Source organism: bacterium (assembly GCA_016702305.1).
Taxonomy (GTDB): Bacteria; Electryoneota; RPQS01; order RPQS01; family RPQS01; genus JABWCQ01.
This window is the reverse complement of sequence record JADJEH010000002.1, coordinates 126,569-149,509: the sequence shown is the minus strand read 5'-3', so window position 1 is coordinate 149,509 and position 22,941 is coordinate 126,569. Positions and strand designations below refer to the sequence as shown.

Genomic DNA, 22,941 nt, shown 5'->3' with positions numbered 1-22,941 from the left:
CGCTGCGCCACTCCCGATACAAAAAGTCCGCGCCTTGTGCGCGGACTTTTCTTTTCTACTCAGTGGTCAGCACACCCGCTATTGCTGCCGTCTGAAGGCTTACCATCGCCCCTGCAATCATCGCTTTCAACCCCAACTGCGCAAGGTCGGTTCGCCGCTCCGGGGCCAGACTGCCGATGCCACCGATCTGAATTCCGATTGAAGAGAAGTTCGCGAAACCGCATAGTGCATAGGACGCAAGCATGATCGTGCGCGGCGACAGCACGCCCTCTTTCATCAAGTTAGACATCTCAACATATGCGACAAACTCGTTGATCGAGATCTTGGTACCGACAAGGTAGGCAAAGTCCTTGCATTCCGCCAGCGGAACGCCGAGAATGAAGCCGATCGGCCAAAGCACATACGAGAATATCTCACGCAGATTATCAGGGAACCACGCTATGCCCATTCCCGCGAACCAGCCTGCCAGCAGGCCCAACAGCGCATTCACCACAGCGATCAGGGCGATGAAGGCCAAGAGCATCGCGCCCACGTTGACCGCCAAACCCAGGCCGTCACGTGCGCCGCTGGCCGCCGCGTCAATCACATTGGCTTGCTTCGGCATCTCCGGCATATGCAGCGCGCCTGCTGTCGAAGGCTTGTCTTTCTCCGGCAGAAATATTTTGGCAAAAATCAAGGCACCCGGGGCGGCCATTACCGACGCGGCAAGCAGATGTTTGGCCGGGACACCCAATAGAATATAGCCTGCCATCACGCCACCGGCCACCGTCGCAAAGCCGCCGACCATGATCGCATTCAACTCGCTGCGCGTCGTTGACATCAAGAACGGACGTACCAAGAGCGGCGCCTCAGTCTGACCCAGAAAAATATTCCCGGCCGCTGACAGCGATTCTGCCCCTGACGTGCCCATCGTGCGCGTCATCACCCAGGCCAACCCTTTCACGACGCGTTGCACGATACCGAAGTGGTACATGATTCCCATGAACGCGCCAAAGAAGATAATCGTCGGCAGGATGGCGAAAGCGAATTGGAAACCGAACGTCTGCTGATATTCCGCTTTGACCATATTGCCAAACAGGAAGGACGATCCTTCCATCGTATACCCGAGGAATTTCGTTACGCCGTCCCCCAAGGCACTGAACAGATCGCGGCCCCACGGTGTCCATAATATGATAATGGCAAAGACGATTTGCAGTCCGGTGCCCCAGAGCACCACACGCCACGGGAAGTTCTTGCGATCGGAGGAGAGAAGCCAGGCAATCCCGAGCAGAATCGGAATCGCGAAGAGGGATTGAAGACGTTCCAAAGGCTACCCTTGCGGTGAGGAGAGGGGGAGTTGCTCCTGCGCCGATTCGTCGTGCACAGGGTCGGGGGGGACAAAACAGTTGCGGCAGCGCGGCTCATAGGCGTCCTGCGCGCCGACCAAAACCAGTTCACGTGACGCCACCACTCGCTGCGTGTGCTTGGCGGGATTGCCGCAGCGCACGCAAATCGCCAGCGTCTTATCAATATACTCGGCCACGGCCAGAAGCTGCGGGATCGGATCAAACGGCAGACCGCGATAGTCCGTGTCCAGTCCCGCGCAGATTACGCGCTTCCCCGAATCCGCGAGCTTCTGCGCCACTTCGACAATCTCGGGTCCCAGAAATTGCGCTTCGTCAATGCCGATCACCTCCGCCTGCTGCGCCAGCTCAAAAATCTCCCACGGCGACGTTACCAATTGCGACGCGATGGTCAGCCGCGAATGACTGACAATTTCATCCTTGGCATAGCGCGTATCAATCATCGGCTTGAAGATCTCGACGCGCAGCCGGGCGATTTGCGCGCGTACCAAACGGCGGATCAACTCCTCGGTCTTCCCCGAGAACATCGGTCCGCAAATCACTTCAATCCAGCCGGTATTGTGAGGGAAATGGTGCATTACTCAGGTGGGATCAACTGCTCGATCTGGCGAATCAGGTCAGGGATATTGCATGTGGCGGCACAACATCCCCGAAGCGCGTCAGCATATCAGCGTCGCTACAGAGACGCAAGGCGTCCGGCTGCACCGAGCCAACAACGAAAATTTGACAATTCTCTACTTACGGCGGAACGCCGCGACCTCGTCCACATCGAGTAGACCGCGGGGAGAACTGTCGGACAGGCCGAGAAAAGCCGAAACACGAAACGTGATAGCCGAACGCTGTGCTATTGGGACAATCTGCGCAGCACGTCTTGCACTGCCTTTTCCTTCGTGGTACCGTCCGCGATCACGATATCCGCATACTGCTTCGACGGTTCGACATATTGCCGGTACATCGGTTCCACCTGCGTCGTGAACTGGCGGATGACCTCTTCTTCCGTGCGCGCGCGGTACACCGTGTCGCGGTCAATGCGGCGCTGCAGGCAGATTCTGGGCTCAGAGTCCATGTATACCTTGAGACCCATGCGTGCGCGGAGCTCCGGTTCATGCAAAACCAGAATCCCGTCGAGCAGGATAAACTCCCGGGCCTGACAGCGCACGCCGGTGTGCTTGCGCAAATGCGTCGTGTAGTCATATTCCGGCACAACCACTTCCCCGCCCGCCAGAAGCTCATCCAGATGACGGCACAAGAGCGGCGTCTCGAAGGCGTCCGGATGATCGAAGTTGTGCAGCGCCCGCTGCTCGAGCGTCAGGCCGCCCAGTTCGCGGTAATAGCTGTCCTGCAAGAGCCAAAGCACCCGCTCGGGGCCAAGCTCATGCACGAGGCCGTGGGCCAACGTCGTCTTGCCGCTGGCTGAGCCGCCGGCGATACCGATAAGGAGGGGCATAGGAAAGGTAGGTCTGGGGCCGACGGCGAGGTGCCGCCCCCACGCGGCCGGAAACAAAAACAGCTCCGTAATCTACGGAGCTTCGCCCGAAACCGCAATAAGATTTTGCGCCGTTAAGACTACTTAAGTAACAGCAGCCGGCGGACCCCCGATGGTCCGCTTGACAATCGGTAGGCCAGGAAGTACGTCCCGCTGGCCCACGCCGCACCATCCACCACGAACCGATGCGTCCCGGCTGACAGTGGCCGGTTGGCCAGCACGGTGACCTGCCGCCCCAGCACATCAAACAGCTCCAGCCGCAGGCCGTCGGCTTGCGGCAGCGTCAAGCTGACCGTGGTCAAGGGATTAAAGGGGTTCGGGGCAATCTGAATTCCGCTGAATGCGGCGCTCGCCGCGGGGCCAGAGGCATTCTGCCCGCCCGGAGTGAGCAGGACCTGCACGAAGTCACCGCCAGGCCAGATCACGGTTTGCGCCCGCTCCGCACCGTCCTGTTGCCAGCGGAATTCAAGGGACGTCCCCGGTTTCAAGTCGAGTCCGGTCAGGTCTTCCAGCCCCGTCTCCGACCGCAGCATGATATGGTTCCGGGCATCCGGCTCGGCCGAGCGAACGGTCACAGCCGGAGGTGCAGCGCCAACCCTATCCACCCAGCCAACTTGCAGCCATGCGGCCTGGGCGGACTGCCAGCCCAGCAGGGCAACCAGCACAACGCCCAAGGCCTGGGCGACTCGGAAAGCCGCTCTGGACTCGGGCGTTAATTTGTAGACGAAAAGGGGTGCGCTATTTTTTCGGACGAGTCTGCGACGGGCCGAATTTCCAGCGGACTTCCGCCGGCCCTTGATAGACACGCGAAGACAGGCGTACCATGCCCCCGCCTTGATCACCAACCGTCGAGACATATTCATTCGTATTCTGGTAGAACGGCGCACTCTTGGGGTCGCTGCCCTCCCACAAACGCAAATAATATACCTGATCGTCCTGATAGGGGATAAAGTACTTCTGGGTGTAAAACAGGCCAGAACTCTTGGTCATGTCAATCGGATCTTCGATGCCAACCAGAAAGCAACGGTTGAAGTTGCCATAGGCCAGCGAATCATCACCGCCCGGCGTTCCGTCGGGATTCGGCGGGTCCTGAACCCCGTTTCCACCGTCCTGGATCATCTCCAGCAGCACGCCGTGGCTATGCGGCTGGCCCTTGCTGTTCATCGTCGGACCGTCGTTGTACATGAGCACCAGCATCGAAAACGGATTGCCCATATGCTCATCCCGTTCGTTGGTGGCTTCCGTATCAATGTATAGTTCACGGCCCTTGATGATGTCCCGCGCGCTTGCCTGAGCCACGAGGCCCAATAGCACTAAACTCACTGCAAATCGCAACATTCTGTTTCCCTTTGCCAACATCTGTCCGTTGATCGTTTGCAACACGCGCCGCTATTTGCGCGGTTTGATATTCGCCCGCGCTATCTGCGCTTCATAAGTTGTGTCTACCGGCACTTTGGAATCGAGCGTCTCGCGCACGGAGCTAACCGCCGTCGTGTCGCTGCGGACGACCGGCATCTGCATATAGTCGCCGTAGTAGCCCTTGCCGCCGCATGCCGCCATGGTCACCATACCGAAATGCATCGTCTTGAAAGCCGCCGGATTCGATGAGACGATAATATCCGCATAGGGATACGCCGCAGCAAGAGCCTCGCCCTCGGCCGGGAGGAAATCACCGATGATCGCCAGATAGTCCGATCGCTTCTCCAACTTGCGCATCAGCTTCTGCTGTTCATACGGCGACGTCACTCGGAGTTCAAGCGAGTCCGGCGATTTTGCAACCACGCGCTCCGGCACAAGGCCAACCACGGCCATGCGCACGCCGTTGCGCTCGACCCAACAATAAGGCTCGAACACAGGCTTTTTGGAACGCGCGCCCTTATAGAGATTTGCCGCGACGACCGGCAGGCCATGCTCGCCGGCCTCGATCCACGTGGTCAACGGAGATGTCAACTCCTGCTCACCCAAGGTCACCGCATCGTAGTGCTGATCCTTGAAGAAATTCGTCAACAATTCGCGGCGCGGCAACGCTTCCGCGTCATTATCCGCGGTCGCGAAATTACCCGCGTCCACCAGAATGGTCGGCACACTGTCCGTACGTACTTTGTTCAAAAAGGTAGCCCTCCGGGCCAACCCGCCTTTACGCGAGCCTCACCCGCAGGGCTCTACTTGACCCTTGAACTGCCCGCTGTATACCACGCGAGCCTGTGCGTCCTTGCTGACAGCATGCTTGGCCGCCCACAGCAATTGGGAACAGACCAATAGCCCAAGCATGACTAATACGACCTTAGTGGCGCGATCGTGATTCAATTGCATCCTTCCGTCTTTCTGCATTGCTCCCCTACTTCGTGCCTATCGTTTCCCTGACGTGAGGCAGTTCAGACTGCGAGCGGCCTCCGCCGCCCCAATTCGCTATTCAGTCTCTTCGGGCATGGGCGGCACACTCTTCACTCCAAGCGCGATGAGTTTCTCACTCAATTCTCCCGCAAAATCGTATTCTTCCGTCAATGTAACCATGTAGTCATGGAATGCGAATGAATCGCCCCATGCCGCATGATACTCCATATTCACGTAATGGCCGTTGTAGCCCGATGCGCCGGCGCTCATCACACGCGCACCGCCAATCTTGCGCATGACTTCGGCCATACGCTGCGAGCCGCTCAGGATAACCAAGTCTACTTGCGGATACGCCGCCACGATCTGGCGCACTTCACTATCGGCAAGCTCGCCTACGACGACGATCTTATTGACCTTACTCCCAAGCTCCGCGAGATACTGCTCCGCCGCGGCCTGAAGGCTCGTGACGCGCATCACGCTCGTATCGAATCCAGTCACGGAAGCCACCGCGGCGTCGCTGAACAGGCCGATCACGCCGACTGACATGCTGCCGAAATCCATGATGACATACGGATCAAACATCAACCCGCCGGTCGCAGCATCCACGATGTTCGCGGAAATGAAGCGGATGCCGACGGTCGTATCGCCCAAAGCCTTCAGCGTGGCATAGCCCAACGCCAGCTCCTGTCCGCCGATATTGACCGCGTCGTAGCCAAGCGTGGCAAAGCTTGCGACCATCAGCGCGCACTTCTCCGAACAGCCTAAGCCGCTGAACCCGCGTTCGACAAAGTTGCCCGCGTCAATCAGCAGCCGGTTACCATCCGCGCTCTGATTGTTCTCCACGTAATTCGCCAAGCGAATAACGCCGCCCTTGCTGATATGGCAGCCGCACGGAGAGACATTGCCGCGGATGTTTCCTGTGAAGAACACCTGCAGTTTGCCCTCAGCATGTTTCGGCCCACGGGTATAGCCCGTCTCCGCAATCATGATCAGGCAGAGCACCAAACCAGGCAGCAGCGCGGCCTGTCGCAACCAGTGCCGGTTCGTGATCACGTCGTGCAACTCCGACCTAATGAAAAGAGCGGCCAAGCGCCGCTCTTTTTCGAACGGGTGAAACACTTACCCGTGATTGTGTCCTTCGTGGCCGGGCTGCGCTTGCTTGCCGGGCGCAACTTGCGACGGACTCGTCGAGGGAGCCTGACCGGGCGTTAAGGTAGCGCCTTGCTTCGTCGGCACCGTGGTGCCCGACTTGCTCTCAAAGGCCGCCAGACGCTGCGCCCATTCACCTTGCATATCGTACTGCTCAAGCAGAGCGTCTTTGAAATCGGTCAGCGCCACCGAGTCGCCCCAGGCGGGCTTGAACTCGAGCATCGCATAGTGACCATTGTAGCCCGACGAACCGGGGCTCAAGAGACGCGTCTTCTTACCCACCAATGTGGCCGTCTCGCCCGACTTCAAAGCGCCGGTCGAGATTATCATGTCGATGTCCGGATGCGCCTTCACCAGCGTGTCAATATCGTCGGTGGGCAATTCACAGCAGAATCACCGCGTCAGCCTTACGGGCGACTTCCGTGAGATATTTGTTCGCGGCGTCCTTCGTCGAGGTCACGCGCATGAAGTTCGTGTCAACGAGCGAAGTCGTCGCCGGGAAATCCGCATCCCGCAGCAGTCCCATGACCGCCACGCGCATGTTGCCGTAATCCTTGATCACATACGGATCAAAAATCAGCTTGCCCGTCTTGGCGTCGGTCAGGTTGGCGCAAACATAATCCGAAGTCTTGGCCGTGTCGCGCAATGCCACGAGCGTCTCGTAGCCCATCGAAATCTCCTGACGCGCAATGTTCAGCACGTCGTAATGGAGATCCGCATAGCTATTGACGAGGAACTGGCACTTCTCCGAGCAACCACCTTTGGCGCCCGAGCGATCCACGAAATTGCCGGCATCAACCGTCAGCCAATTGGCCGAAGGATCTTGATGGCGTTGTACAAAAGCAGCCCACCGGGCCACTCCACCTTTTTTCTGCTTTCAGCCAGAGGGCAACATTGCCCCCTAATGTTGCCGCTGAACATGACCTGCAGCTTGCCCTCAGCCGGTGCCGACGAACAACCCGTCAGCAGCGACCCGAAGGTCAAGACCAGTGCGGTCAAAGCGGTCAACAATGCCGTCATCTTGCGCATGTTTTGTGTGGTTATCTGTTGTGTGTTGCTTGCAAATACTCGTGGCCGAGCGCCACGTATTCCTGAAACGCCAACTCTTGGCGCCGGGTTCCCTTACTCCGTCTCGTCCACCACGATGCACTGCGGCCCGATCTGACCACAGGTCCAGTCGTCATTCTGGAACAGGACTTCCTGATAGCCCGGGGATACCTGGAAAACAGTGCTGGTCCACAGCAGCGTCGTGTTGTCCGCTTCGTAGATGCGGAGATAGAAACGACCCGTGCCGGGGATCGTCCCGATGCAGGTGAAGGCCGGGTCCGAATAGAACTCGCCCTCACCGGTCAGGTAGACCGTCCCGTTGAAGTAAAACTCATTGAAATTGACGCCGTCCGGCGGCGTCGCGCAAAATGGCGGATCGGTGCAGACCGTCGGCTGCGGATCGTCCAAGTCCGGACCGTCCGGAGTCAATGTCCATAAATATCTTGATCGGCCAACCATCGGGGATCAGCGTGCCGCCGCCGCAAGTCGTCGTGAGCGGCGTCGACGGCAGCGCATGCGCCAAGATCGCATTGAACTGCGCGAAAGCCTGCTCGCCCAGCAACATCAGCAGGCACAATGACATTACCTTGAGACCCGTCTTCATAGTCCTTCGTGTCCTTTCCTGTTCAACCCAGGTCCTATTCTGCTCATCGGGCCAAGCGGGCACCGGCATACCCCGGCACCGCGAAAACCCGCAGATTTCGCCTAAGCCAAAATATACACTCAAGATAGCTTAAAAGCAACCGCCAGTAGGGTGTGAAATCCGATTCATACCCGCCCCGAGGTGCGGAGTGCGCCTCCCCGGCCCGGGTGGGACAAAAAAAACAGCGGGCCGCCCGAATGGGCGGCCCGCTGCAAGGAAACCAACCGGAAACGCTATGCCATCGCGTTAACGCAATGGGTCCAGCGTCTACGCTGGTTACTTAACCAACAGCATCTTCTTCGTGGCGGTGAACTCGTTGCCGATCTTCACCGTGTAGAAGTACAGACCCGACGTCAGGTTGGCGGCGTCGAAGGAAACGGTGTGACGGCCAGCAGCCATCGTGCCGTTCACCAACGAAGCAACTTCCTGGCCCATCGCGTTGTAAACCGTCAGGTTCACGACGTTCTCAGCCACCACGTCGAACACGAGGTTCGTCGAGGGGTTGAACGGGTTCGGGTAGTTCTGATGCAGAGCGTATTCCGTCACAACGGCCGCGTCAACCGACGGGGTGGCCGAAGCGATCGTGCCGAGCGCGGTGACCGTACCGTTCAGGTCAACCAGGTTCAGCGTGTACTCGTAGATCGTGCCGTTGTTGGCGCTTTCGTCAACAAACGTGTAGCTCGACGAGGTGTTCGTGTTGTTCGCAACGACCGAACCGATCGTCTCAAACTCATGACCAAACACGCGACGCTGAACGTCGTAACGAGCCATGTTGTTCTCCGCAGCCACCGACCACGCCACGTTCACAGAAGCGTCGCCAGCTTCGGCCGTCAGGCTCACGTCCACAGCGCCTTCGATGAACTCGAGGCAGAAGCAGAAGCAACCTTCGGTCGCAACCACAACGATATTGCACCACGTGCCGTTCGCCGCGTTGTAGGTCCAGCCGGTCGGGCTGTAACCAAACTGGGCGGGCGGGCAATCAATCTGGCAGCCATTGCTCAAGCAGCCCGGCAGCACCAAGGCGTGCGGGAACTCGTCAGCGGCCAACGGACCGAGGCAGATTTCGACCGTCGTGTTCGCGCAAGCGCGGACACACTGGTAGTACGGGCCATTGGCCAAGAAGTTACGGCCACCAACGGTGTTGATAAACACATTGGTCGGTTCGTCGCAGGGGACGGCGGTCACGGTGCAGGTGAACGAACCCGACAGGTCGTGCTCGCTGAAACCGTTGCCAATCGTGAGCACGCGCGACGTGTAACGGGCTTGCGCACCGTCAACCACCACGTAGAACTTGCTCACGGCAGGCGTGAACGCATTGTACGTGAACGCGGGATCCGAGTACCAAGCGCCCGGAATACCCAAATAGTCGTTGCCATTCAACGCGTACAACGACTGCACGGCGTCAGGGCAATCACGTCGGCGCGTCCGCGCCGTTGTTGTTCGCATCCCAATAAACCGACACCACGGGGCTACCGTCCGGCAGCATCTCGCCACCTTCGCAACCCGTCGTGAACGTGTCCGTCGTGTACAAAATGGCGTTAAACTGGCCGAAGCTAACCGACGCCATCGCCATCAGGGCGAGAGCGACAAACAGCATCTTGATCTTCATTTACGTTCTCCTTGACAGAAGTATTTCAAACAGTTGTCAGTTCTTGCTCATCCAAACTTACTTGGTCGCGCCAGTAGTCTTGACAGTGCCGGTCTTGACCGAAGAGGTCTTCACAGATTCATTCGAGCTGGGAGCCTTGGTGACCGACGGAGCCGACGGAACGGCAACACCAGCGTTCATAGCAGCGGCGGCGTCAACTTGGAAGTTGTAGACCCAGCTGCCGTTGGCATGCGGACGGTTCACAATCGTGAACGCACGACCCGGACCCGCCGAAGCCAAACCGGCCCACGTCGTGTTGGTCGCATTCAAACGAGCCGACGTACCAGCGATCTGGTCGAGCGCCAAGTCTGAGCTCAAAGCCGTCGCGCCACCGTTGAAGCCTGCGGCGATCAAGCCGGGGCCAACTTCGGGAAGCGTCGCGCTAACCGGGAACGACAGAACGCGCGAGTCGCGCCACGAAATGGCGAGCGAACCGATCGTTGACGGGGTACCCGGAACCGTGCGCGTACCGTAGCCACCGGTGTTGTCTACATCACCAGCCAAAACCAGGTTACGAGTCGTACCGGTCTTGTTGATGTAGTAGTACGCCGAGCCAGGGACCATGGCCGAGGTGCTCTGCAGCGTGCCAGCCCAGTTGCCCGTGTTGTTACGGAAACCGATTTGACCACCGTCCTGGCGGACGATGTTATCGGCGGCCGTAGCCGTCAGGCCCTGCTGGATCTGCGCCCCGATAATCGAGGACGGCTGCGTGGACTCGACGCCGTACTGCGGGACGTTGGAAACCACGTTCCAGAACTTGAACGGAGACCAAACGCCAGCGACACGCCAACGCCCGGGGTAACGCCGTTGTTCACCAATTTGATGTAACCAACGTCGTTCGACGGATCGGACTGCTGAGCGAAGGACGTCGCCGCAAACAGCAAGCACACGATCACAAGCATGACTTTCTTCATCTTTTCCTCCTTAACTTCGAGGACTGCGATATGCAAGTCCCCATCTTTCCATTTCACTCATCAAGTCCCGCAGCTTTCGCCACGAAACTTAAACAAAAACCTAAAGTTGGTTGATCCAGTCCAGAATACCCCTTGCGCTTAGCCTACTAAGTATAGTGGCCGATTTCAACGGCCTCTGGGGCATTCACACGAATCGGAGGCATCCCATCCCATTTCCCCGGTCCATTTGACCCGTCGCGCTATCCCGTTAGATATTCGCAACTGCCTGTCAAATCTGTCTTTAAAGGATAACGCTCCGCGCCTCCGGCCAGACTCGCCGTAGACAAACGATATTAGTCAAAACTCCACCGGATGTCAAGAGAATTGCACCATCCAAAAAGAAAAGTCCCTGATTCTATCAGAATGGAAGGTCCTCGTCCATCGGCGGCTGTCCCTGGGTCGGTTCCGCATGCGAATGGCTTGTTTCTCCGAAGTTTTCACCCGATCCCGGCTTCGGGGACAAGTTTCTGAAGGAAAATGCGACGATCTCGAACGACGTGCGCTTCTGACCCTCCTTGTCCTCCCAATTCCGAACCGAGATCCGACCCTCGATGTAAACCAGAGTCCCCTTCTTCAACGTCTCAGACGCACGCTCGGCTGACTGGCCCCACACAACGATGTTGTGCCAAGTCGTCTCCTGCTGCCAATTACCCTGCTGATCCTTGCGGTTCTCATCCGTTGCCAAGGAAAAGCGCGCCACGGCCGCTCCACTCGGCGTATAACGCATTTCCGGGTCGCGCCCCAAGCGACCGATCAGTGTCACTCGATTGACCACAATCTACTCCCGGTTTGTTTGATTCATATTGCGAAAAATTCTTAGCACACTCCCGAAGCTCAACCTTTACAACAAACTTCCCACTGATGGCTCCGGATGAGAGGAGGCCCGGCGCTCGCGCAGCCAGACCCGCATTCCCCACAGAAGCGCCCCGACCACGACACCCACGGCATCGGCCACCAGATCGCCCGCTTCCGCTTGCCGCGTCGCCGTCTGGCTCTGCAAAGCCTCAATTACGCCGCCAAGAACCAGACAGACCGAAATGGCCAAACCGACGGATCGCCAAGGGCCCGCGTTGCGCTCCAGGGTGCCCGCCCACACGATGCTGCCTACCAGGAAAGCCGATGTGTGCAGAAGTTTGTCCGACAGTGATTCGGTGATCAACTCGACGTTATGGAACGGCGTAATGGCCATGCTAAACACAACCGCCGTCCAAATTACTGCCGCTGCCTCCCAGAAATGTCGCTCAGGCTGCTCCAGGCTCACCGTGTTCTTCATTCGGCCTTGGGGTTAAGCTCCGCAATGGCCGAGGGCAAGTACGTAATGACATCTGACGGCAGCATAGCCACCTCCCCCAGCACATCCGCCGCCACGTCTGCGGCCAGTCCATGCAGATAGGCTCCGCCCCACGCCGCCGCGCCCGCGGGCGCGCCTTGCGCGAGTAAGGCCCCGATGATCCCCGTCAAAACATCCCCCGAACCACCCGAGGCCAGGCCCGGATTGCCCGTGACATTCAAATATACTTTGCCGTCCGGCGTGACGGTCGCGCTGGTCGCCCCTTTAACCAACACCGTCACCTGCCGGGATTGCGCCAATTCGCGAGCGGCGGCGATGCGCTGTGCATCGGTCGGCAGTCCGCGGCCAACAAGCCGCTCCAGTTCGCCCGGATGTGGCGTCAGGACCGTTCCGCGTGGCAGCTGGGCTTGCAGTTTATGCGCCGCGATCAAATTCAGGCCGTCGGCATCTATGACCAGCGGTTTCGTTGTGGCAAGCAGTTTTTCCAACAGTTCAACGGTTTCCGACGCCTTGCCCAGACCCGGTCCGACCGCGATGGCATCGGCCCACGCCAAGTAGGGTTCCAACGCGCTCCAGCCCGCCGCACTCAGGCACCCGCCAGCCGTCTCCGGCAGTGGAATCGTCATCAACTCGGGCTGCCGGGCCACGTCACTGCGTGTGCTCTCCGGTATCGCCATGGTCACTAGACCCACGCCGCTGCGCAAGGCCGCCGCACCGCAGAGCCGGGCTGCGCCGCTCAATCCCCGCGAACCGGCAACAACCAGCAGCCGACCAAAGCTCCCTTTGTGCGCATCGAGCGGACGATTGGGAAACAGCGACGCGACATCCTCGTGCTCCGGTACATAGTAATCGGCCTTCAGCAGGTCGTCTACGGACAGCGGCAGCGAAATCGGTACAACGTGGACCTGCCCGGCGTGCTTGCGCCCCGGATAGAGGTATAGCCCCGGTTTTCCGCATTGGAATGTCACGGTGTGCGTCGCATCCAAACCGTGCCCTAAAGTCGCGCCCGTCCCGCCGTCGACGCCGCTGGGAATATCTAAAGCGATGACCGCCAGATCCGTCTCGTTCAGCAGCTCGATCACGCTTGCCATTAAGCCTTCCGGCGCGCGAGTCAATCCTGTTCCGAGCAGGGCGTCCACAATCAGGTCATACTCGCCAAAATCGAGGTCTTCGTCGCCTGCGGGCGTGAGTATGGATATCGCGAGCTTCCGGGCGATCTCGTAGTTCGTCTTGGCATCACCGGCCAGGGCTTGCGGGTCGGAAAACAGCCAGATATCCACGTCACAGCCGCGCAGGAACAGTTGGCGGGCGAGCGCAAAGCCGTCGCCGCCGTTGTTGCCCGGGCCGCACAATACGGCCACCGACAGCAGCTCCACGTCGCCGTATTCCTGCTCGATGACGGCCAACGCTTGCAGCGCGGCGTTTTCCATCAGCACGGGACCGGGGATTCCGAATTCCGAAATGGCGCGGCCATCAAAGGCGCGCATCTGGTCGGGAGTGAAGAGGGATTGCATGGTGGGAATTAAACGGATGTTCCCGAATGTACGGAATCCACGCGGGATTCTCAAGTCCAAACTGAGGGCTACAATTGCACCCGGGGAGCCAGGTCCGGAGGAAGGACGGGGATGAGGTCTTGGGGAGGCCGAAACCAGCGATGCCGCCAGCGGGCGATCAGCCGGTACCCGAGTTTAAACGGGCCCCGGGGCAGTCGGGTCAGCAGCAGTGCCAACTGCCGCCACGGACCGGCGCATTGGGTCAGTAAGAAAAGTATGGCGTCCGCCTCGCTCAGCAACAGGTTGCGGGCTTCATCCCAAACGAGCACGCTGCGCGGCGTTAACGTGATGCCGTGCTCGCGGGCAAAGTGCTGATAGCGTGCGCTTTGAATCGGACTAAAGGACAGTCGGCCCATGCGATCACGATGGACCATAAACACAACGGCCCTGTGGCATAACCCACAGCGGCCGTCGTAATATGCCCGGATCGTTGCGGTGGTCACTGAATCACGACTTCCAATTCCAGTTGCGCGGCACGATTGCGCCGCAAAATGTAGTAGAATGCTGCGGTGGCCGCGATGAGCACGATTGAAGCGACCAAGCCGCCCTCTATGCCCATGGTGCCGCCGGTGAGCAGTGGATTACCGTTCAGCACGACAAGGTCTGACGGCCACAGGTCAATCGTCGTCACAGGCAGACCGAGCACGGGGCCTTGCACGTAGTTCCAGCCGAAGTGAATCCCAATGGGCAGCCACAACGAACGACTCCACAGGAAAGCCATGCCGAGGATTAGACCGGCGATGAACAGATTCACGAGAAGGAGCAGCGCGTCGGTGTGAAACAGAGTGTAGTGAAGCAATACGAGCACGAAGGCCGCTACGATGACGCCCGCGGCAGCCCCGAACTCACGCCGCACAACCTGCTGAACATAGCCATGAACGAGCACCTCTTGACCAATCGTGTTCAGCAGCATGGCCGCAAGCGTCCACACGAATTCATGTGTGAACGGACCATGGCCCGGGCCGGGTTTGACACATCCGCTGATGATAAGTATCACCAGCGCCGCCAGAAGCAGCCCGCCGCCCAGCACGGTTCCGCCGCAGACAAATCCCGCGCAACGCCGCCACGCGAGCCCCAGGGTACGCAACGGCATGCGGTCCACGTAACGCGTCATCGCCATCGCTGCCAATATCACGCAGGTCGCGGCGATCAGCTCAATGGTAACCCGTGCTGATGCTGTGGCTAGGACAACGTATTCAGTCTGGGGATAGAGTAGAAACGGGAGAACAAACGGCAGATACAGCGCAATAAAAAGCCCGACAAACAGCACGAGCTTCCAACTTACCGTGCCAAGACGGTAAGGGAAGCTCGTGCTGGTGCCACTATCGGGCTGGCGCAAAGGCTACCTCAGGGTTACTTCAGCAGCAGCAATTTCGTCAGGCGCTCCGCTGTCGGAGTGCGAAGCACTGCAAAGTACGTACCGGAGGCCATATTCGCCGCGTTCCACTGCACACGATGCACACCGGCGCTCAGCGGACCGTTCTGCAAAACGGCAACTTCCTGGCCCGCCAGATTGTGAATCACAACGCGCACATCGCTCGTCTGCGGCAACGCAAAGTCAATCGTTGCCACGGGGTTGAACGGGTTCGGGAACGCTTCAATGACATAGTCTGTCGGGATGAAGTTTGGTTCATCTCCCAGCGCCGAGCAGATCTGCACGGTCGGAGTCCACGTGACAGAGTCACAGAACTCGAAGTCGCAGACGCGGCACTTCAGCGTATTCAAATTCAATGAAATGAAACGGTGCGAGTAGGTCGGGCTGTTCGTGCCCACGGCGTTGCCATTGTGGAACCACGAATAGGTCAGGGTCTGACCGTCCGGGTCTTCCGCCAAGACAGTGAACGGAATCGTCGAGTTGAAGCAGACCGTATCCAGAGTATCCGGCAGCGGCGTCGCAGCCTGAATTTCCGGCGGGTTGTTCACTTGGCCCGGGACGCGAATCGTGGCCCGCAGCATGACGTCCGCCGTGTTCAGCAGACGATTCTCCGCCCAGCCGCCGCCGGCCGATTCCCACGAACGACGCGAAATGCCCTGCGCAGACGTCGTGTCCACACCAAACGAAGCGGTCGAACCGCCCGCCGTGGCCCAAGCGACGAAGAACGTGCCGTCTTCAACAATCACATCACCCGCCGGGACCGTGACGCTATTCCAAGCGTTCGCCGTCGGCGCGGTTACCTGCTCACTCCAGATCACCGTACCCGGCGAGCCGTCCTGACCATCATCGTCCATGATCTGCAATTCGAACACGTCCGCGGTGTTCACCCAGACGCGCGCGCTAATGACTTCGCACGGATAGGTCGGCGGCTCAAATTCCATGGCCATACCGCCTTCGCCACCGGCCCAGCTCCAATCCTGCTCACCAGTGCCGTCATCGTACAACAGTTCGCCCGGCAGCGTCACCGCATGCAATTCCGTGCGCAGTGAATTGTTGCCCGCAAACAGGTCGCCCGTCAGCGTAACGGTGCCCACCAGCCGGAACAGACCGTCGCTGGCAGGGGTCCAAATCGCCGGGAAAGTCGCATCCTGCGTGGCCCCCGCATTGATCGGCGTGCCCGTGTAGTTCGCCTGCGTAATCAAGGTGTTGTTCACCTGGCGAACCGAATAGTTGGCCGTAAACGCCGTTTCATTCTGATTACCGGTGTTCCCCACGCGCAGGAAGCCGTCCAGGGGGTCACCCGTCAGCAGGAACACGCCCTCCGACAGGCTGTTCTGAACACCCGCCATGCCGAGGTCGTGGACCTGGAACGTGATCACGTCAGGATAGTAGAACTTGATCGCGTAGTTGTTAGGCGGGTAGGTGCCATCGTAGCACGAAATACCCAACTGACCGGTCACATTCTCAATGCCAATCGCGACGTCGTTGTTCGACACGTCGCCGGTCGTGCTGACGCCGTATTGCAAGGTAATCGAAGAGTCGGCGCCGGAAAGAATCATCTGGAAGTCATGGTTGCCCAAGCTGCCGCCCTGCACCCACGCGGTGACGTCCACCCACGACACAATCAGCGTGTCCGCGTTGTTCGTCCACCAGTAGCACTCACTGGTCTCGCCGTCGTCAAACAGCCAGTCACCAATGTAGGCGCCGATGACATCGTTCGGAGTCGCCGTGTTCGGGAACGTCGGGAACGGCTGGGCAAGCTGGCCGACCGACTGGAACTTGATGTAGCCGTTCGAACCAATCCAAAACTGCGACACATCATACCAGTAGTAGCGGAAATCCCAGCCCGCGTTGAACGGTCCGACCGTGTTGTCGTCTTCAAGGCCCGTCACGAGCGTACCGGACTCGGTGATGTCAATCCAAGCGAAGTCCGGGCCGTCCGGCTCGTTGGCATCTTTGGCGCGATAGCCAAACTGATCGGGACCCCACTGCGTGTCGAGCGTTTGCTGCGGCCGCTCCGTGGAGACCATGTTCACCACGCTCTTCGCATAGCCCACCGAAAGTGTGGCGAGTAGCAGTGCAATACAAAACCAACGGATCATCTTGTTGCTCCTTTCAAGGCTGCGGGACATCCGGGACCACCGGTGCCGCCAAAAGAATAGGTTCTATCGAAAATTCAACTCTGTGACTCTGTCTCTTCACTGGGGAAAATCATCACTACCGCCGCGGCCGTCGTCCGCGTATGCGTCAGCGAAACGGAGATGCGCATCGGGTATTGGGCATAGGGGCCGTGGATGCGTACGCGCGGACCTTTGCCCTTGACCGTGATCACCTCGACATCCCGAAACGCCAGATACTCACCGATCCCAGTACCCAACGCCTTGGCCACCGCCTCTTTGGTCGCCCAACGCGCCGCAAGGCACTCTTCGGGCTTGGCGCGCCTCAAGCATTCGTCACGCTCGGTATCGGTGAAAATTCGTTCGAGGAAGGCCGGATCATCGAGATGTCCCGCGATGCGGTCAACTTCTACGAGATCAATGCCCAGCGACGGCAATATGGGAGCAGGAGGCGCTTTTGACATGCAGGGGGCCGGGCTTGCGCTTAAAACAGCGAGGTTTGGTCCTCGTCAACATCCATCAAGTTCAGCACCTGCACAAGCTGGCTGATATCGTCAATATCGTAATCCGCACCGCTCTCGACCGTGTTCTTGACGTCACCATAGCGCGCGAAGACGGTCACGATCCCCAATTGCTTGGCGCCAACCATGTCACGCTCAGGCCAATCGCCGACCATGATCACCTCTTTCGGCGAGAAACCCATCAATGACAGCGCCCGCTCAAACGGCACCGGCGACGGTTTGCGGTGCCCGGTGTCATCAAAGGTCACAACAGGGTCAAACATGTGGTGCAAGTCAAGCTGAGCCAGTCGCAGCCAGGCTCCGAGGCGCGGTGCGTCTGAAATCACTGCCAGCCGCAGCCCCCGCCGCAGCAGTTCCGCCAGCGTCGAGCGCACGTGCGGATAGGTCACAAGGTAGTTGTTGCGGGCCCGGCGGTAGGCCACTATCCCGGCCGCCAGCCACTTGTAATCCACGGTCTTGAAGGCGCGCACCAAAAAGCGGTCGAAAATCTCCTGATTCTCGATCCCGACCTCATCGTAGATGGTATAGACCAGCCGGACCGCCTCATCGTGCGGCATCGGCATCCCGCTGTCTATCATCGCCGTGACCGCCGCGTCCACCGACGCCCGCTTCATGCGCATGAAATCCAGCAGGGTATTGTCTAAATCGAACAGGATCCCGCGAATCATGGCTGTGTCCGGCTGGGGGGGTTACGCAAGCTCCAATCTATTGACATTCTTGCGAATATGCAAGCCGCCCGAAACCGTCCCGCCGGTTGTCATTGAATTTGTACCGTTCTATCCCGCAGACCGGATTCTGAACGCTATGTTATTGTTTTTCACGGGAAAGGGGCATTGACAGTGAAAGCTCGCAATGGTATATTGCACAGGCTCGTGCAGATCGCCTTGAGCCTGTTGCTGGCCGGTAGCGCGCTCGCTGACGAGGCGAATCCCGCCATTCCCGAGCCCATTGGGTATATCACCGACTACGCCCGGGCTATCGCACCCGCCGATGAGCGCAAGCTCGCACAGGTCGCGGGTGAACTCGAGCGCAAGACCGGCGTCCGGATCCGGGTGCTCACCCTGCCCTATCTTGGCGGGATGGAGATGAATGACATCGCCCGCACCTTGTTGGCCAAATGGTCAGAATCGCCCGCCGTGCAGGCCCGGACTATTTTGATCGTGGACGCTTTGGCCGAAAAGAAGATGCGCATTGAGTACGGTTCGGAGATCAGCGCGATGCTGAGTGAGGAGGCGAGCAAGCGCATGCAGCAGCAGGTCATGCTGCCCTATTTGGCGCAAGGAGACCGCGGTTCAGCCTACTTCCTTGCCGTCACCGAACTTTCAGTGGCGATTGGCCTCGAACAACGCGTGGCACTGTACACTGTACCGGGTTATCTGAAGCTGCAGCCCGCGCTCTACGATCCACGCGGCGCCCCACCAGCCCGGACCAATGAGCTGCTGCTGTTCGTTCCGTTGTTGATATTTATGATTGGAATGGCACGGCTGGAGACGAAAATGGCCCGCGCCACTGTCGTTTTCGGCGAGGTATTCCAGGCTCGCTGGCGCGGGCGCTGGAATCGGATGCAGGGAAGGAAGTGATCGGAAGGGATGCTCGATGGCCTGCTCAGCGCTGGCCAAAGAGCAGCTCGTGGAGGCGCTCGCGGCTGCGGTAGTAAATCACCCAAAACAGCGCTGCCAGAAACGTCCCCAGCCAACCCAGCATTCCGATGGCCACGGTCAAGACGATGGCCAGAGCAAGCTGCCAGGCCTGCCAGCGAATCCGGCGGCGCGCATGCGTCAGAGCCTGCTGTTCAAGACCGAGCGGCACAGGTTGCGCGGACAATTCGGTCAACCCTTGCTGACCTGCCGCAAGAATCTTTGCCACCTGCGGATCGGTGTGCGCGAACGCTTCGACCAGCGTCCGCGTTTCCGCGCTGGCATCGCCGGATAAATAGCCTGGCAAGAGGTCAAGAATCGTCGCGCGTGTCAGCTGTACATGCATCGGTGTGCTCCGTGGGAGGTGTGATTAGAGTTGTTCGGCCCGCCAAAGGGCCAGTTTGAGGCGCGCGCGGTGCACGCGCACTTTGGCGTTGGCTTCGGTGATCCGCAGAGTCGCCGCAATTTCCGCATAGCTTAGTTCCGCCGCGCGCAGCAGGAGTGCTTCGCGCTCCGGCTCGGGTAGATTCGCCAGAAAGCGCAGTGCAAAGTCCAGGAAGTCGCGCTGCTCGCTGACGCGGTCGAACTCTGCTGCGCCACCGACCAAATCCGGATCGGGCAGCGGTTCCGTCTTGTGTCGGCGAAAGTGATCCATGACCAGCCGATGCGCAATCGTAAACAGGAAGGCGCGCACGGTCGGGAGCCGCGTCGGATCGTGCGTCGTGAGGGCGCGGGCAAACGTCTCGGCCGTGATATCTTCAGCGACCGCGCGCTGGCGGGTCAGGCCCAGCGCGTAGCGGAAGATTTCGGGCGCGAGCCGCCTGTAGATCTCGTCAAATGTGGTCGCTTGGGCCATCGTCCCCTATTATACGGAAAACTTCAACCGCCGTTACAACGCATGCCGCTTGTTCCCAATTCTGTTCGCAACCTAACCCGCTGACCCGATGAAGTTCCTGCGCATGCTGGCAATCGGATTCGTGGTGTTGCTTGTCGCCGGCTTCGTGCTGGCTTTTTCCGTTTACGACAGCTATTCGCAGCTCGCCGTGCACCATCGGGCCGCCCGGGCCAGCTTCGCCGATTGGGAGGCCGCGTTGGCGCCGCGCCGCACGCTGATGATTGAACTCGCCGAGATGACCGAGGTATACTCGCCGGAAGCCGGGCAGATTGTCAAAGTCGCTGAAGTGCTGCGGGCCGAGACGCCGGATGGGGACGATGTCGAAACCCGCGCCCACATGCACGAATTAGTTGGATCGAAGCTCGCACAATTGCGCGGCCTGGCCCTGCGCTTTCCGCAACTGCGCGACGGCGATGACTACCGCGAGTGGGAAGCCGATTATCTTAAGCACGAAATTGCCGAGGAGGCCGCCCGCACAGCGTACAACTCCGCCGCCCGCCAATACAACAGCGTTCTCGACTCGTTTAGCGGCAGTCTGATCACGCTGATCTTCTCGGTTCAACCCAAGCCCGTGCTCTCCACCCCGGCGGAATAGTCCGCGGCAGCGTTGCCGGACAGCAATATTGTTATTGCGGACAGGCCTTGACAATATCCGCTTCCGTTGCTACATTCCTCATGGGTGCATCCAAGTCGCCGTGTTTCACCCCGTTCAGGAGGCTTGCCATGAGAACAGCACCTTCCACCTGCACCGCAATCATGCTGCTTGCGGTTTTTTTGTGCCTCGGAAATGCAGCATTCGCGTGCTCGCAAAAAATCTGTGTTGAAGATCCTACTTGCTACGGAAGCTGGGAAAACTGCACGACGGCGAGTGGCGAATGCGCTTCAAGTGCGTTTACGGCGGCCTGCAGCGGCACTTACTCCTTGAGCGCGCAAGTTGTTTGCGCGTCCGGATGTCACGATTGCGAGGCGTGCGTGATCATTGAGAAAGTGCCGTCGGGGACGATTCTCGCTACGTGCCGGACCATTTGCACAAATCAGGACTGCAATGAGACTTGCTCAGTGTTCCTGGAAGCAGGCGTCAACTATCGCATGTGGGTTTGTAAGTCGCCGTGCGACGACACCAATTGCCAGGAGTGTCCGTCAAGATGCTCGGCGTGGGGTTGTCTCTGCGTCGGTCCAACTCCCGGTCCGTGCGCACCATGATCGCCCGCGTTACTCTGGCGCTTCTATGCTGCATGTTTGCGGCCAACGCGAGAACACTGCGGGTTCCCGAGCAGTTTACGTTCATCCAGACCGCGATAGATAGCTCGCAGAGCGGCGACACGATTCTGATCGAACCGGCCATCTATCCTGAAGCGCTGGTCATTGTGGACAGATCGTTGACGCTGGCGGGAACTGCGCCGCCGGACTCGGCGAATGGAATCGGAGTGGTCATTGATCCGACGAGTCTGCCGCTCGCCAATGAACTGGCCTGCCTGGAGATCCATGGTGGTGACAGTGTGAAGCTGCGCAACCTGTGGTTCCGCAATGGCGAAGCGATGCATGAGGACAGACAGACTGATGACCCCGGCGGCATTGATAACTCGCACGGATTGCTCAGACTTGCCCTCTCAAATTGCCGGTTTGACTCGGTTTATGCCTGCATCCGCCGCGGCGTTGTTGTTGAACTTGACAGCGTCGTTATGTTCAACTCACAGCGCCGTTGCATCTCCCGTGGAGATTCGGGAAGGGTCTTGGCATCGAACTGCCGTTTCCACGGAGCGGTTACAAACATCATGGTGTCGGCATGGAGCGGTTCGACGTTTGCGAGTTGTTCCTTCACTAATTTACTGAATGGGTGGCTGCTATCGGCCGGGCAGGACAGCATCACAGTTCTCGATTGTGACTTCGGGCCGTTTTACGGCGCGTGTGATCCGGCGATCCTTATCCGGGCAGGGAGCGGTTCCGTTATCGCCGGAAACGTGTTTCACGATTTTGAAATAGGCGACGCGGTGCTGGAGATCAATCAGGCGGATTGCGAGACCGTCACGGACCCGAGCTTCAGGCATCCGCTTGTGATCGGGAACCGTTTTGAGCATATCGGGCCGGGCGACTGTCAGGAAGGCGTTGCGCTTCGAATCAAGTGCGACGGCGATGTCCCGGCCTTTCTCGGATCATACGAAGACAATGTGTTTACACATGTCACGTCGCTCGGATATTTTGGCAACGCGATGTCAGTTCACCGCGGAGCGGCGATGATTGAACACAACGTTTTCGCAAACGCCGGACCGGATTCCTGCGGCGCCGTGTATGTTCTTGGAGTGGAACCGCCCGAAATACTCCTGCTTCGACGCAATGCCTTTGATAGCCTGGCGTTCGGAGTCCAGCATGCGAGCGATGACGAATTCACGGACGCGCGCCTAAACTGGTGGGGCGACGCTACGGGACCGTTCAACCTCACCTCGAATCCTAACGGACTCGGCGCGGCGGTTGATGACGATGTTCTCTTCTCGCCGTGGCTGCTGGTTCCGCCGGACAGCAGCGACACGAACGAGGTTGCGGTGGAGCTGCCGCCGCTGGGGCCGGACGAGTATCTGTTGAGCGCGTTTCCCAATCCGTTCAATGGCACGACGACGCTAAACATTACCGTTGCCGTCCACTGCTCCTACATGATCATGCTTTACGACATTACAGGCCGACTCGTGCAAACTGCCTTCGAAGGAGTTGTGGCGCATTCGCAAGACGTCACACTTGATCTCCGCAACTTACCCAGCGGTCTCTATTTCGCGCAATTGCGCTCGGCCAGCCGGCCACTCAGCACGGCCAAGCTGCTCCTGCTGAAGTAGGCTGCCCCACGGGAAACGAGAAAACCGCGCTGTGCGAAGCGCGGTTTTTTGTTTTTGGAGCACTTATATTGGCTGTGCAGAGACTGCGTGCCTGCACGCCTACGGCAATGGAGGAGGCGTAGGC

Annotated in this window: 28 protein-coding genes; 3 read left to right on the top strand and 25 right to left on the bottom strand. The window is 59.1% G+C overall.

All coding sequences use genetic code 11. The features are described from left to right. Positions 1–55: 55 nt before the first annotated feature. The 23 genes from IPH10_05205 to IPH10_05095 all read right to left on the bottom strand — a co-directional run bounded on the left by IPH10_05205 (position 56) and on the right by IPH10_05095 (position 18,128). Positions 56–1,306, bottom strand: a complete 1,251-nt coding sequence (locus IPH10_05205) for a NupC/NupG family nucleoside CNT transporter (GenBank protein ID MBK6910317.1) — start codon at positions 1,304–1,306, stop codon at positions 56–58. A gap of 3 nt (positions 1,307–1,309) precedes the next feature. Next, positions 1,310–1,921, bottom strand: coding sequence for a thymidine kinase (locus tag IPH10_05200; protein ID MBK6910316.1), 612 nt, complete (start codon positions 1,919–1,921; stop codon positions 1,310–1,312). A gap of 266 nt (positions 1,922–2,187) precedes the next feature. Then, entirely contained in the window at positions 2,188–2,790 is a 603-nt protein-coding gene (udk, locus tag IPH10_05195; protein ID MBK6910315.1) for a uridine kinase, read from the bottom strand. Between the two features lie 119 nt (positions 2,791–2,909). Then, entirely contained in the window at positions 2,910–3,503 is a 594-nt protein-coding gene (locus IPH10_05190) for a T9SS type A sorting domain-containing protein (GenBank protein ID MBK6910314.1), read from the bottom strand. Between the two features lie 64 nt (positions 3,504–3,567). Further along, positions 3,568–4,167 (bottom strand): hypothetical protein, encoded by a 600-nt coding sequence (locus tag IPH10_05185; GenBank protein ID MBK6910313.1) that lies wholly within the window; start codon positions 4,165–4,167, stop codon positions 3,568–3,570. 51 nt (positions 4,168–4,218) lie between these two features. Next, a complete protein-coding gene (locus IPH10_05180) occupies positions 4,219–4,938 on the bottom strand; it encodes a hypothetical protein (protein ID MBK6910312.1) in 720 nt (239 codons plus the stop codon). Positions 4,939–5,238: 300 nt separating this feature from the next. After that, positions 5,239–6,252 carry a hypothetical protein gene (locus IPH10_05175; protein MBK6910311.1) on the bottom strand — a complete coding sequence of 338 codons (1,014 nt, stop codon included), beginning with the start codon at positions 6,250–6,252 and terminating at the stop codon, positions 5,239–5,241. A 30-nt stretch (positions 6,253–6,282) separates the two neighbouring features. Continuing rightward, a complete protein-coding gene (locus IPH10_05170) occupies positions 6,283–6,693 on the bottom strand; it encodes a hypothetical protein (protein MBK6910310.1) in 411 nt (136 codons plus the stop codon). 1 nt (position 6,694) lies between these two features. Continuing rightward, a complete protein-coding gene (locus IPH10_05165) occupies positions 6,695–7,093 on the bottom strand; it encodes a hypothetical protein (protein ID MBK6910309.1) in 399 nt (132 codons plus the stop codon). 20 nt (positions 7,094–7,113) lie between these two features. Further along, the gene (locus tag IPH10_05160; protein MBK6910308.1) at positions 7,114–7,341 is read right to left on the bottom strand and encodes a hypothetical protein; all 228 of its coding nucleotides are present in this window, start codon (positions 7,339–7,341) and stop codon (positions 7,114–7,116) included. A gap of 93 nt (positions 7,342–7,434) precedes the next feature. Then, positions 7,435–7,767 (bottom strand): hypothetical protein, encoded by a 333-nt coding sequence (locus tag IPH10_05155; protein ID MBK6910307.1) that lies wholly within the window; start codon positions 7,765–7,767, stop codon positions 7,435–7,437. Continuing rightward, positions 7,691–7,963 carry a hypothetical protein gene (locus IPH10_05150; protein MBK6910306.1) on the bottom strand — a complete coding sequence of 91 codons (273 nt, stop codon included), beginning with the start codon at positions 7,961–7,963 and terminating at the stop codon, positions 7,691–7,693. Before IPH10_05150 ends, IPH10_05155 begins: the two co-directional genes overlap by 77 nt. A 315-nt stretch (positions 7,964–8,278) precedes the next feature. Continuing rightward, complete coding sequence (locus tag IPH10_05145; protein MBK6910305.1) at positions 8,279–9,448, bottom strand: T9SS type A sorting domain-containing protein; 1,170 nt, start codon at positions 9,446–9,448, stop codon at positions 8,279–8,281. Continuing rightward, positions 9,414–9,611, bottom strand: coding sequence for a hypothetical protein (locus IPH10_05140; GenBank protein MBK6910304.1), 198 nt, complete (start codon positions 9,609–9,611; stop codon positions 9,414–9,416). The genes IPH10_05145 and IPH10_05140 overlap by 35 nt, the downstream gene beginning before the upstream one ends. Positions 9,612–9,668: 57 nt before the next feature. Then, a complete protein-coding gene (locus IPH10_05135; GenBank protein MBK6910303.1) occupies positions 9,669–10,397 on the bottom strand; it encodes a hypothetical protein in 729 nt (242 codons plus the stop codon). A gap of 564 nt (positions 10,398–10,961) precedes the next feature. Beyond that, a complete protein-coding gene (locus IPH10_05130; protein ID MBK6910302.1) occupies positions 10,962–11,378 on the bottom strand; it encodes a single-stranded DNA-binding protein in 417 nt (138 codons plus the stop codon). A gap of 66 nt (positions 11,379–11,444) precedes the next feature. After that, positions 11,445–11,864, bottom strand: coding sequence for a VanZ family protein (gene vanZ, locus IPH10_05125; GenBank protein ID MBK6910301.1), 420 nt, complete (start codon positions 11,862–11,864; stop codon positions 11,445–11,447). Positions 11,865–11,872: 8 nt separating this feature from the next. Continuing rightward, entirely contained in the window at positions 11,873–13,408 is a 1,536-nt protein-coding gene (locus tag IPH10_05120) for an NAD(P)H-hydrate dehydratase (protein MBK6910300.1), read from the bottom strand. A gap of 68 nt (positions 13,409–13,476) precedes the next feature. Continuing rightward, a complete protein-coding gene (locus IPH10_05115; GenBank protein MBK6910299.1) occupies positions 13,477–13,827 on the bottom strand; it encodes a DUF393 domain-containing protein in 351 nt (116 codons plus the stop codon). 59 nt (positions 13,828–13,886) lie between these two features. After that, positions 13,887–14,786 carry a CPBP family intramembrane metalloprotease gene (locus tag IPH10_05110; protein ID MBK6910298.1) on the bottom strand — a complete coding sequence of 300 codons (900 nt, stop codon included), beginning with the start codon at positions 14,784–14,786 and terminating at the stop codon, positions 13,887–13,889. 14 nt (positions 14,787–14,800) lie between these two features. After that, complete coding sequence (locus IPH10_05105; protein MBK6910297.1) at positions 14,801–16,924, bottom strand: T9SS type A sorting domain-containing protein; 2,124 nt, start codon at positions 16,922–16,924, stop codon at positions 14,801–14,803. A gap of 74 nt (positions 16,925–16,998) precedes the next feature. Then, positions 16,999–17,403, bottom strand: a complete 405-nt coding sequence (gene acpS / locus IPH10_05100) for a holo-ACP synthase (GenBank protein ID MBK6910296.1) — start codon at positions 17,401–17,403, stop codon at positions 16,999–17,001. Between the two features lie 20 nt (positions 17,404–17,423). Then, positions 17,424–18,128 carry an HAD-IA family hydrolase gene (locus IPH10_05095; GenBank protein ID MBK6910295.1) on the bottom strand — a complete coding sequence of 235 codons (705 nt, stop codon included), beginning with the start codon at positions 18,126–18,128 and terminating at the stop codon, positions 17,424–17,426. 171 nt (positions 18,129–18,299) lie between these two features. On the opposite strand from IPH10_05095, the gene IPH10_05090 reads away from it, so the two are divergent. After that, positions 18,300–19,040 (top strand): TPM domain-containing protein, encoded by a 741-nt coding sequence (locus tag IPH10_05090; GenBank protein ID MBK6910294.1) that lies wholly within the window; start codon positions 18,300–18,302, stop codon positions 19,038–19,040. Positions 19,041–19,065: 25 nt separating this feature from the next. On the opposite strand, the gene IPH10_05085 is transcribed toward IPH10_05090, so the two are convergent. Beyond that, the gene (locus IPH10_05085; GenBank protein ID MBK6910293.1) at positions 19,066–19,443 is read right to left on the bottom strand and encodes a hypothetical protein; all 378 of its coding nucleotides are present in this window, start codon (positions 19,441–19,443) and stop codon (positions 19,066–19,068) included. 24 nt (positions 19,444–19,467) lie between these two features. Further along, complete coding sequence (locus tag IPH10_05080) at positions 19,468–19,953, bottom strand: RNA polymerase sigma factor (GenBank protein ID MBK6910292.1); 486 nt, start codon at positions 19,951–19,953, stop codon at positions 19,468–19,470. A gap of 88 nt (positions 19,954–20,041) precedes the next feature. Here IPH10_05080 and IPH10_05075 point away from each other — a divergent pair, with 88 nt between their 5' ends. Both IPH10_05075 and IPH10_05070 read left to right on the top strand, forming a co-directional pair. Further along, positions 20,042–20,587, top strand: a complete 546-nt coding sequence (locus IPH10_05075; GenBank protein MBK6910291.1) for a LemA family protein — start codon at positions 20,042–20,044, stop codon at positions 20,585–20,587. Between the two features lie 604 nt (positions 20,588–21,191). Continuing rightward, complete coding sequence (locus IPH10_05070; GenBank protein ID MBK6910290.1) at positions 21,192–22,817, top strand: T9SS type A sorting domain-containing protein; 1,626 nt, start codon at positions 21,192–21,194, stop codon at positions 22,815–22,817. The last annotated feature ends 124 nt before the right edge of the window (positions 22,818–22,941 follow it).

Excerpts from the sequence above, each read along its gene's own strand:
- IPH10_05200 (MBK6910316.1), bottom strand. The coding sequence starts at position 1,921 with ATGCACCATTTCCCTCACAATACCGGCTGGATTGAAGTGATTTGCGGA.
- udk (MBK6910315.1), bottom strand. The coding sequence starts at position 2,790 with ATGCCCCTCCTTATCGGTATCGCCGGCGGCTCAGCCAGCGGCAAGACG.
- IPH10_05185 (MBK6910313.1), bottom strand. The coding sequence starts at position 4,167 with ATGTTGCGATTTGCAGTGAGTTTAGTGCTATTGGGCCTCGTGGCTCAG.
- IPH10_05160 (MBK6910308.1), bottom strand. The coding sequence starts at position 7,341 with ATGCGCAAGATGACGGCATTGTTGACCGCTTTGACCGCACTGGTCTTG.
- IPH10_05150 (MBK6910306.1), bottom strand. The coding sequence starts at position 7,963 with ATGAAGACGGGTCTCAAGGTAATGTCATTGTGCCTGCTGATGTTGCTG.
- IPH10_05145 (MBK6910305.1), bottom strand. The coding sequence starts at position 9,448 with ATGCGAACAACAACGGCGCGGACGCGCCGACGTGATTGCCCTGACGCC.
- IPH10_05140 (MBK6910304.1), bottom strand. The coding sequence starts at position 9,611 with ATGAAGATCAAGATGCTGTTTGTCGCTCTCGCCCTGATGGCGATGGCG.
- IPH10_05120 (MBK6910300.1), bottom strand. The coding sequence starts at position 13,408 with ATGCAATCCCTCTTCACTCCCGACCAGATGCGCGCCTTTGATGGCCGC.
- IPH10_05105 (MBK6910297.1), bottom strand. The coding sequence starts at position 16,924 with ATGATCCGTTGGTTTTGTATTGCACTGCTACTCGCCACACTTTCGGTG.
- acpS (MBK6910296.1), bottom strand. The coding sequence starts at position 17,403 with ATGTCAAAAGCGCCTCCTGCTCCCATATTGCCGTCGCTGGGCATTGAT.
- IPH10_05095 (MBK6910295.1), bottom strand. The coding sequence starts at position 18,128 with ATGATTCGCGGGATCCTGTTCGATTTAGACAATACCCTGCTGGATTTC.
- IPH10_05085 (MBK6910293.1), bottom strand. The coding sequence starts at position 19,443 with ATGCATGTACAGCTGACACGCGCGACGATTCTTGACCTCTTGCCAGGC.
- IPH10_05080 (MBK6910292.1), bottom strand. The coding sequence starts at position 19,953 with ATGGCCCAAGCGACCACATTTGACGAGATCTACAGGCGGCTCGCGCCC.
- IPH10_05075 (MBK6910291.1), top strand. The coding sequence starts at position 20,042 with ATGAAGTTCCTGCGCATGCTGGCAATCGGATTCGTGGTGTTGCTTGTC.
- IPH10_05070 (MBK6910290.1), top strand. The coding sequence starts at position 21,192 with ATGATCGCCCGCGTTACTCTGGCGCTTCTATGCTGCATGTTTGCGGCC.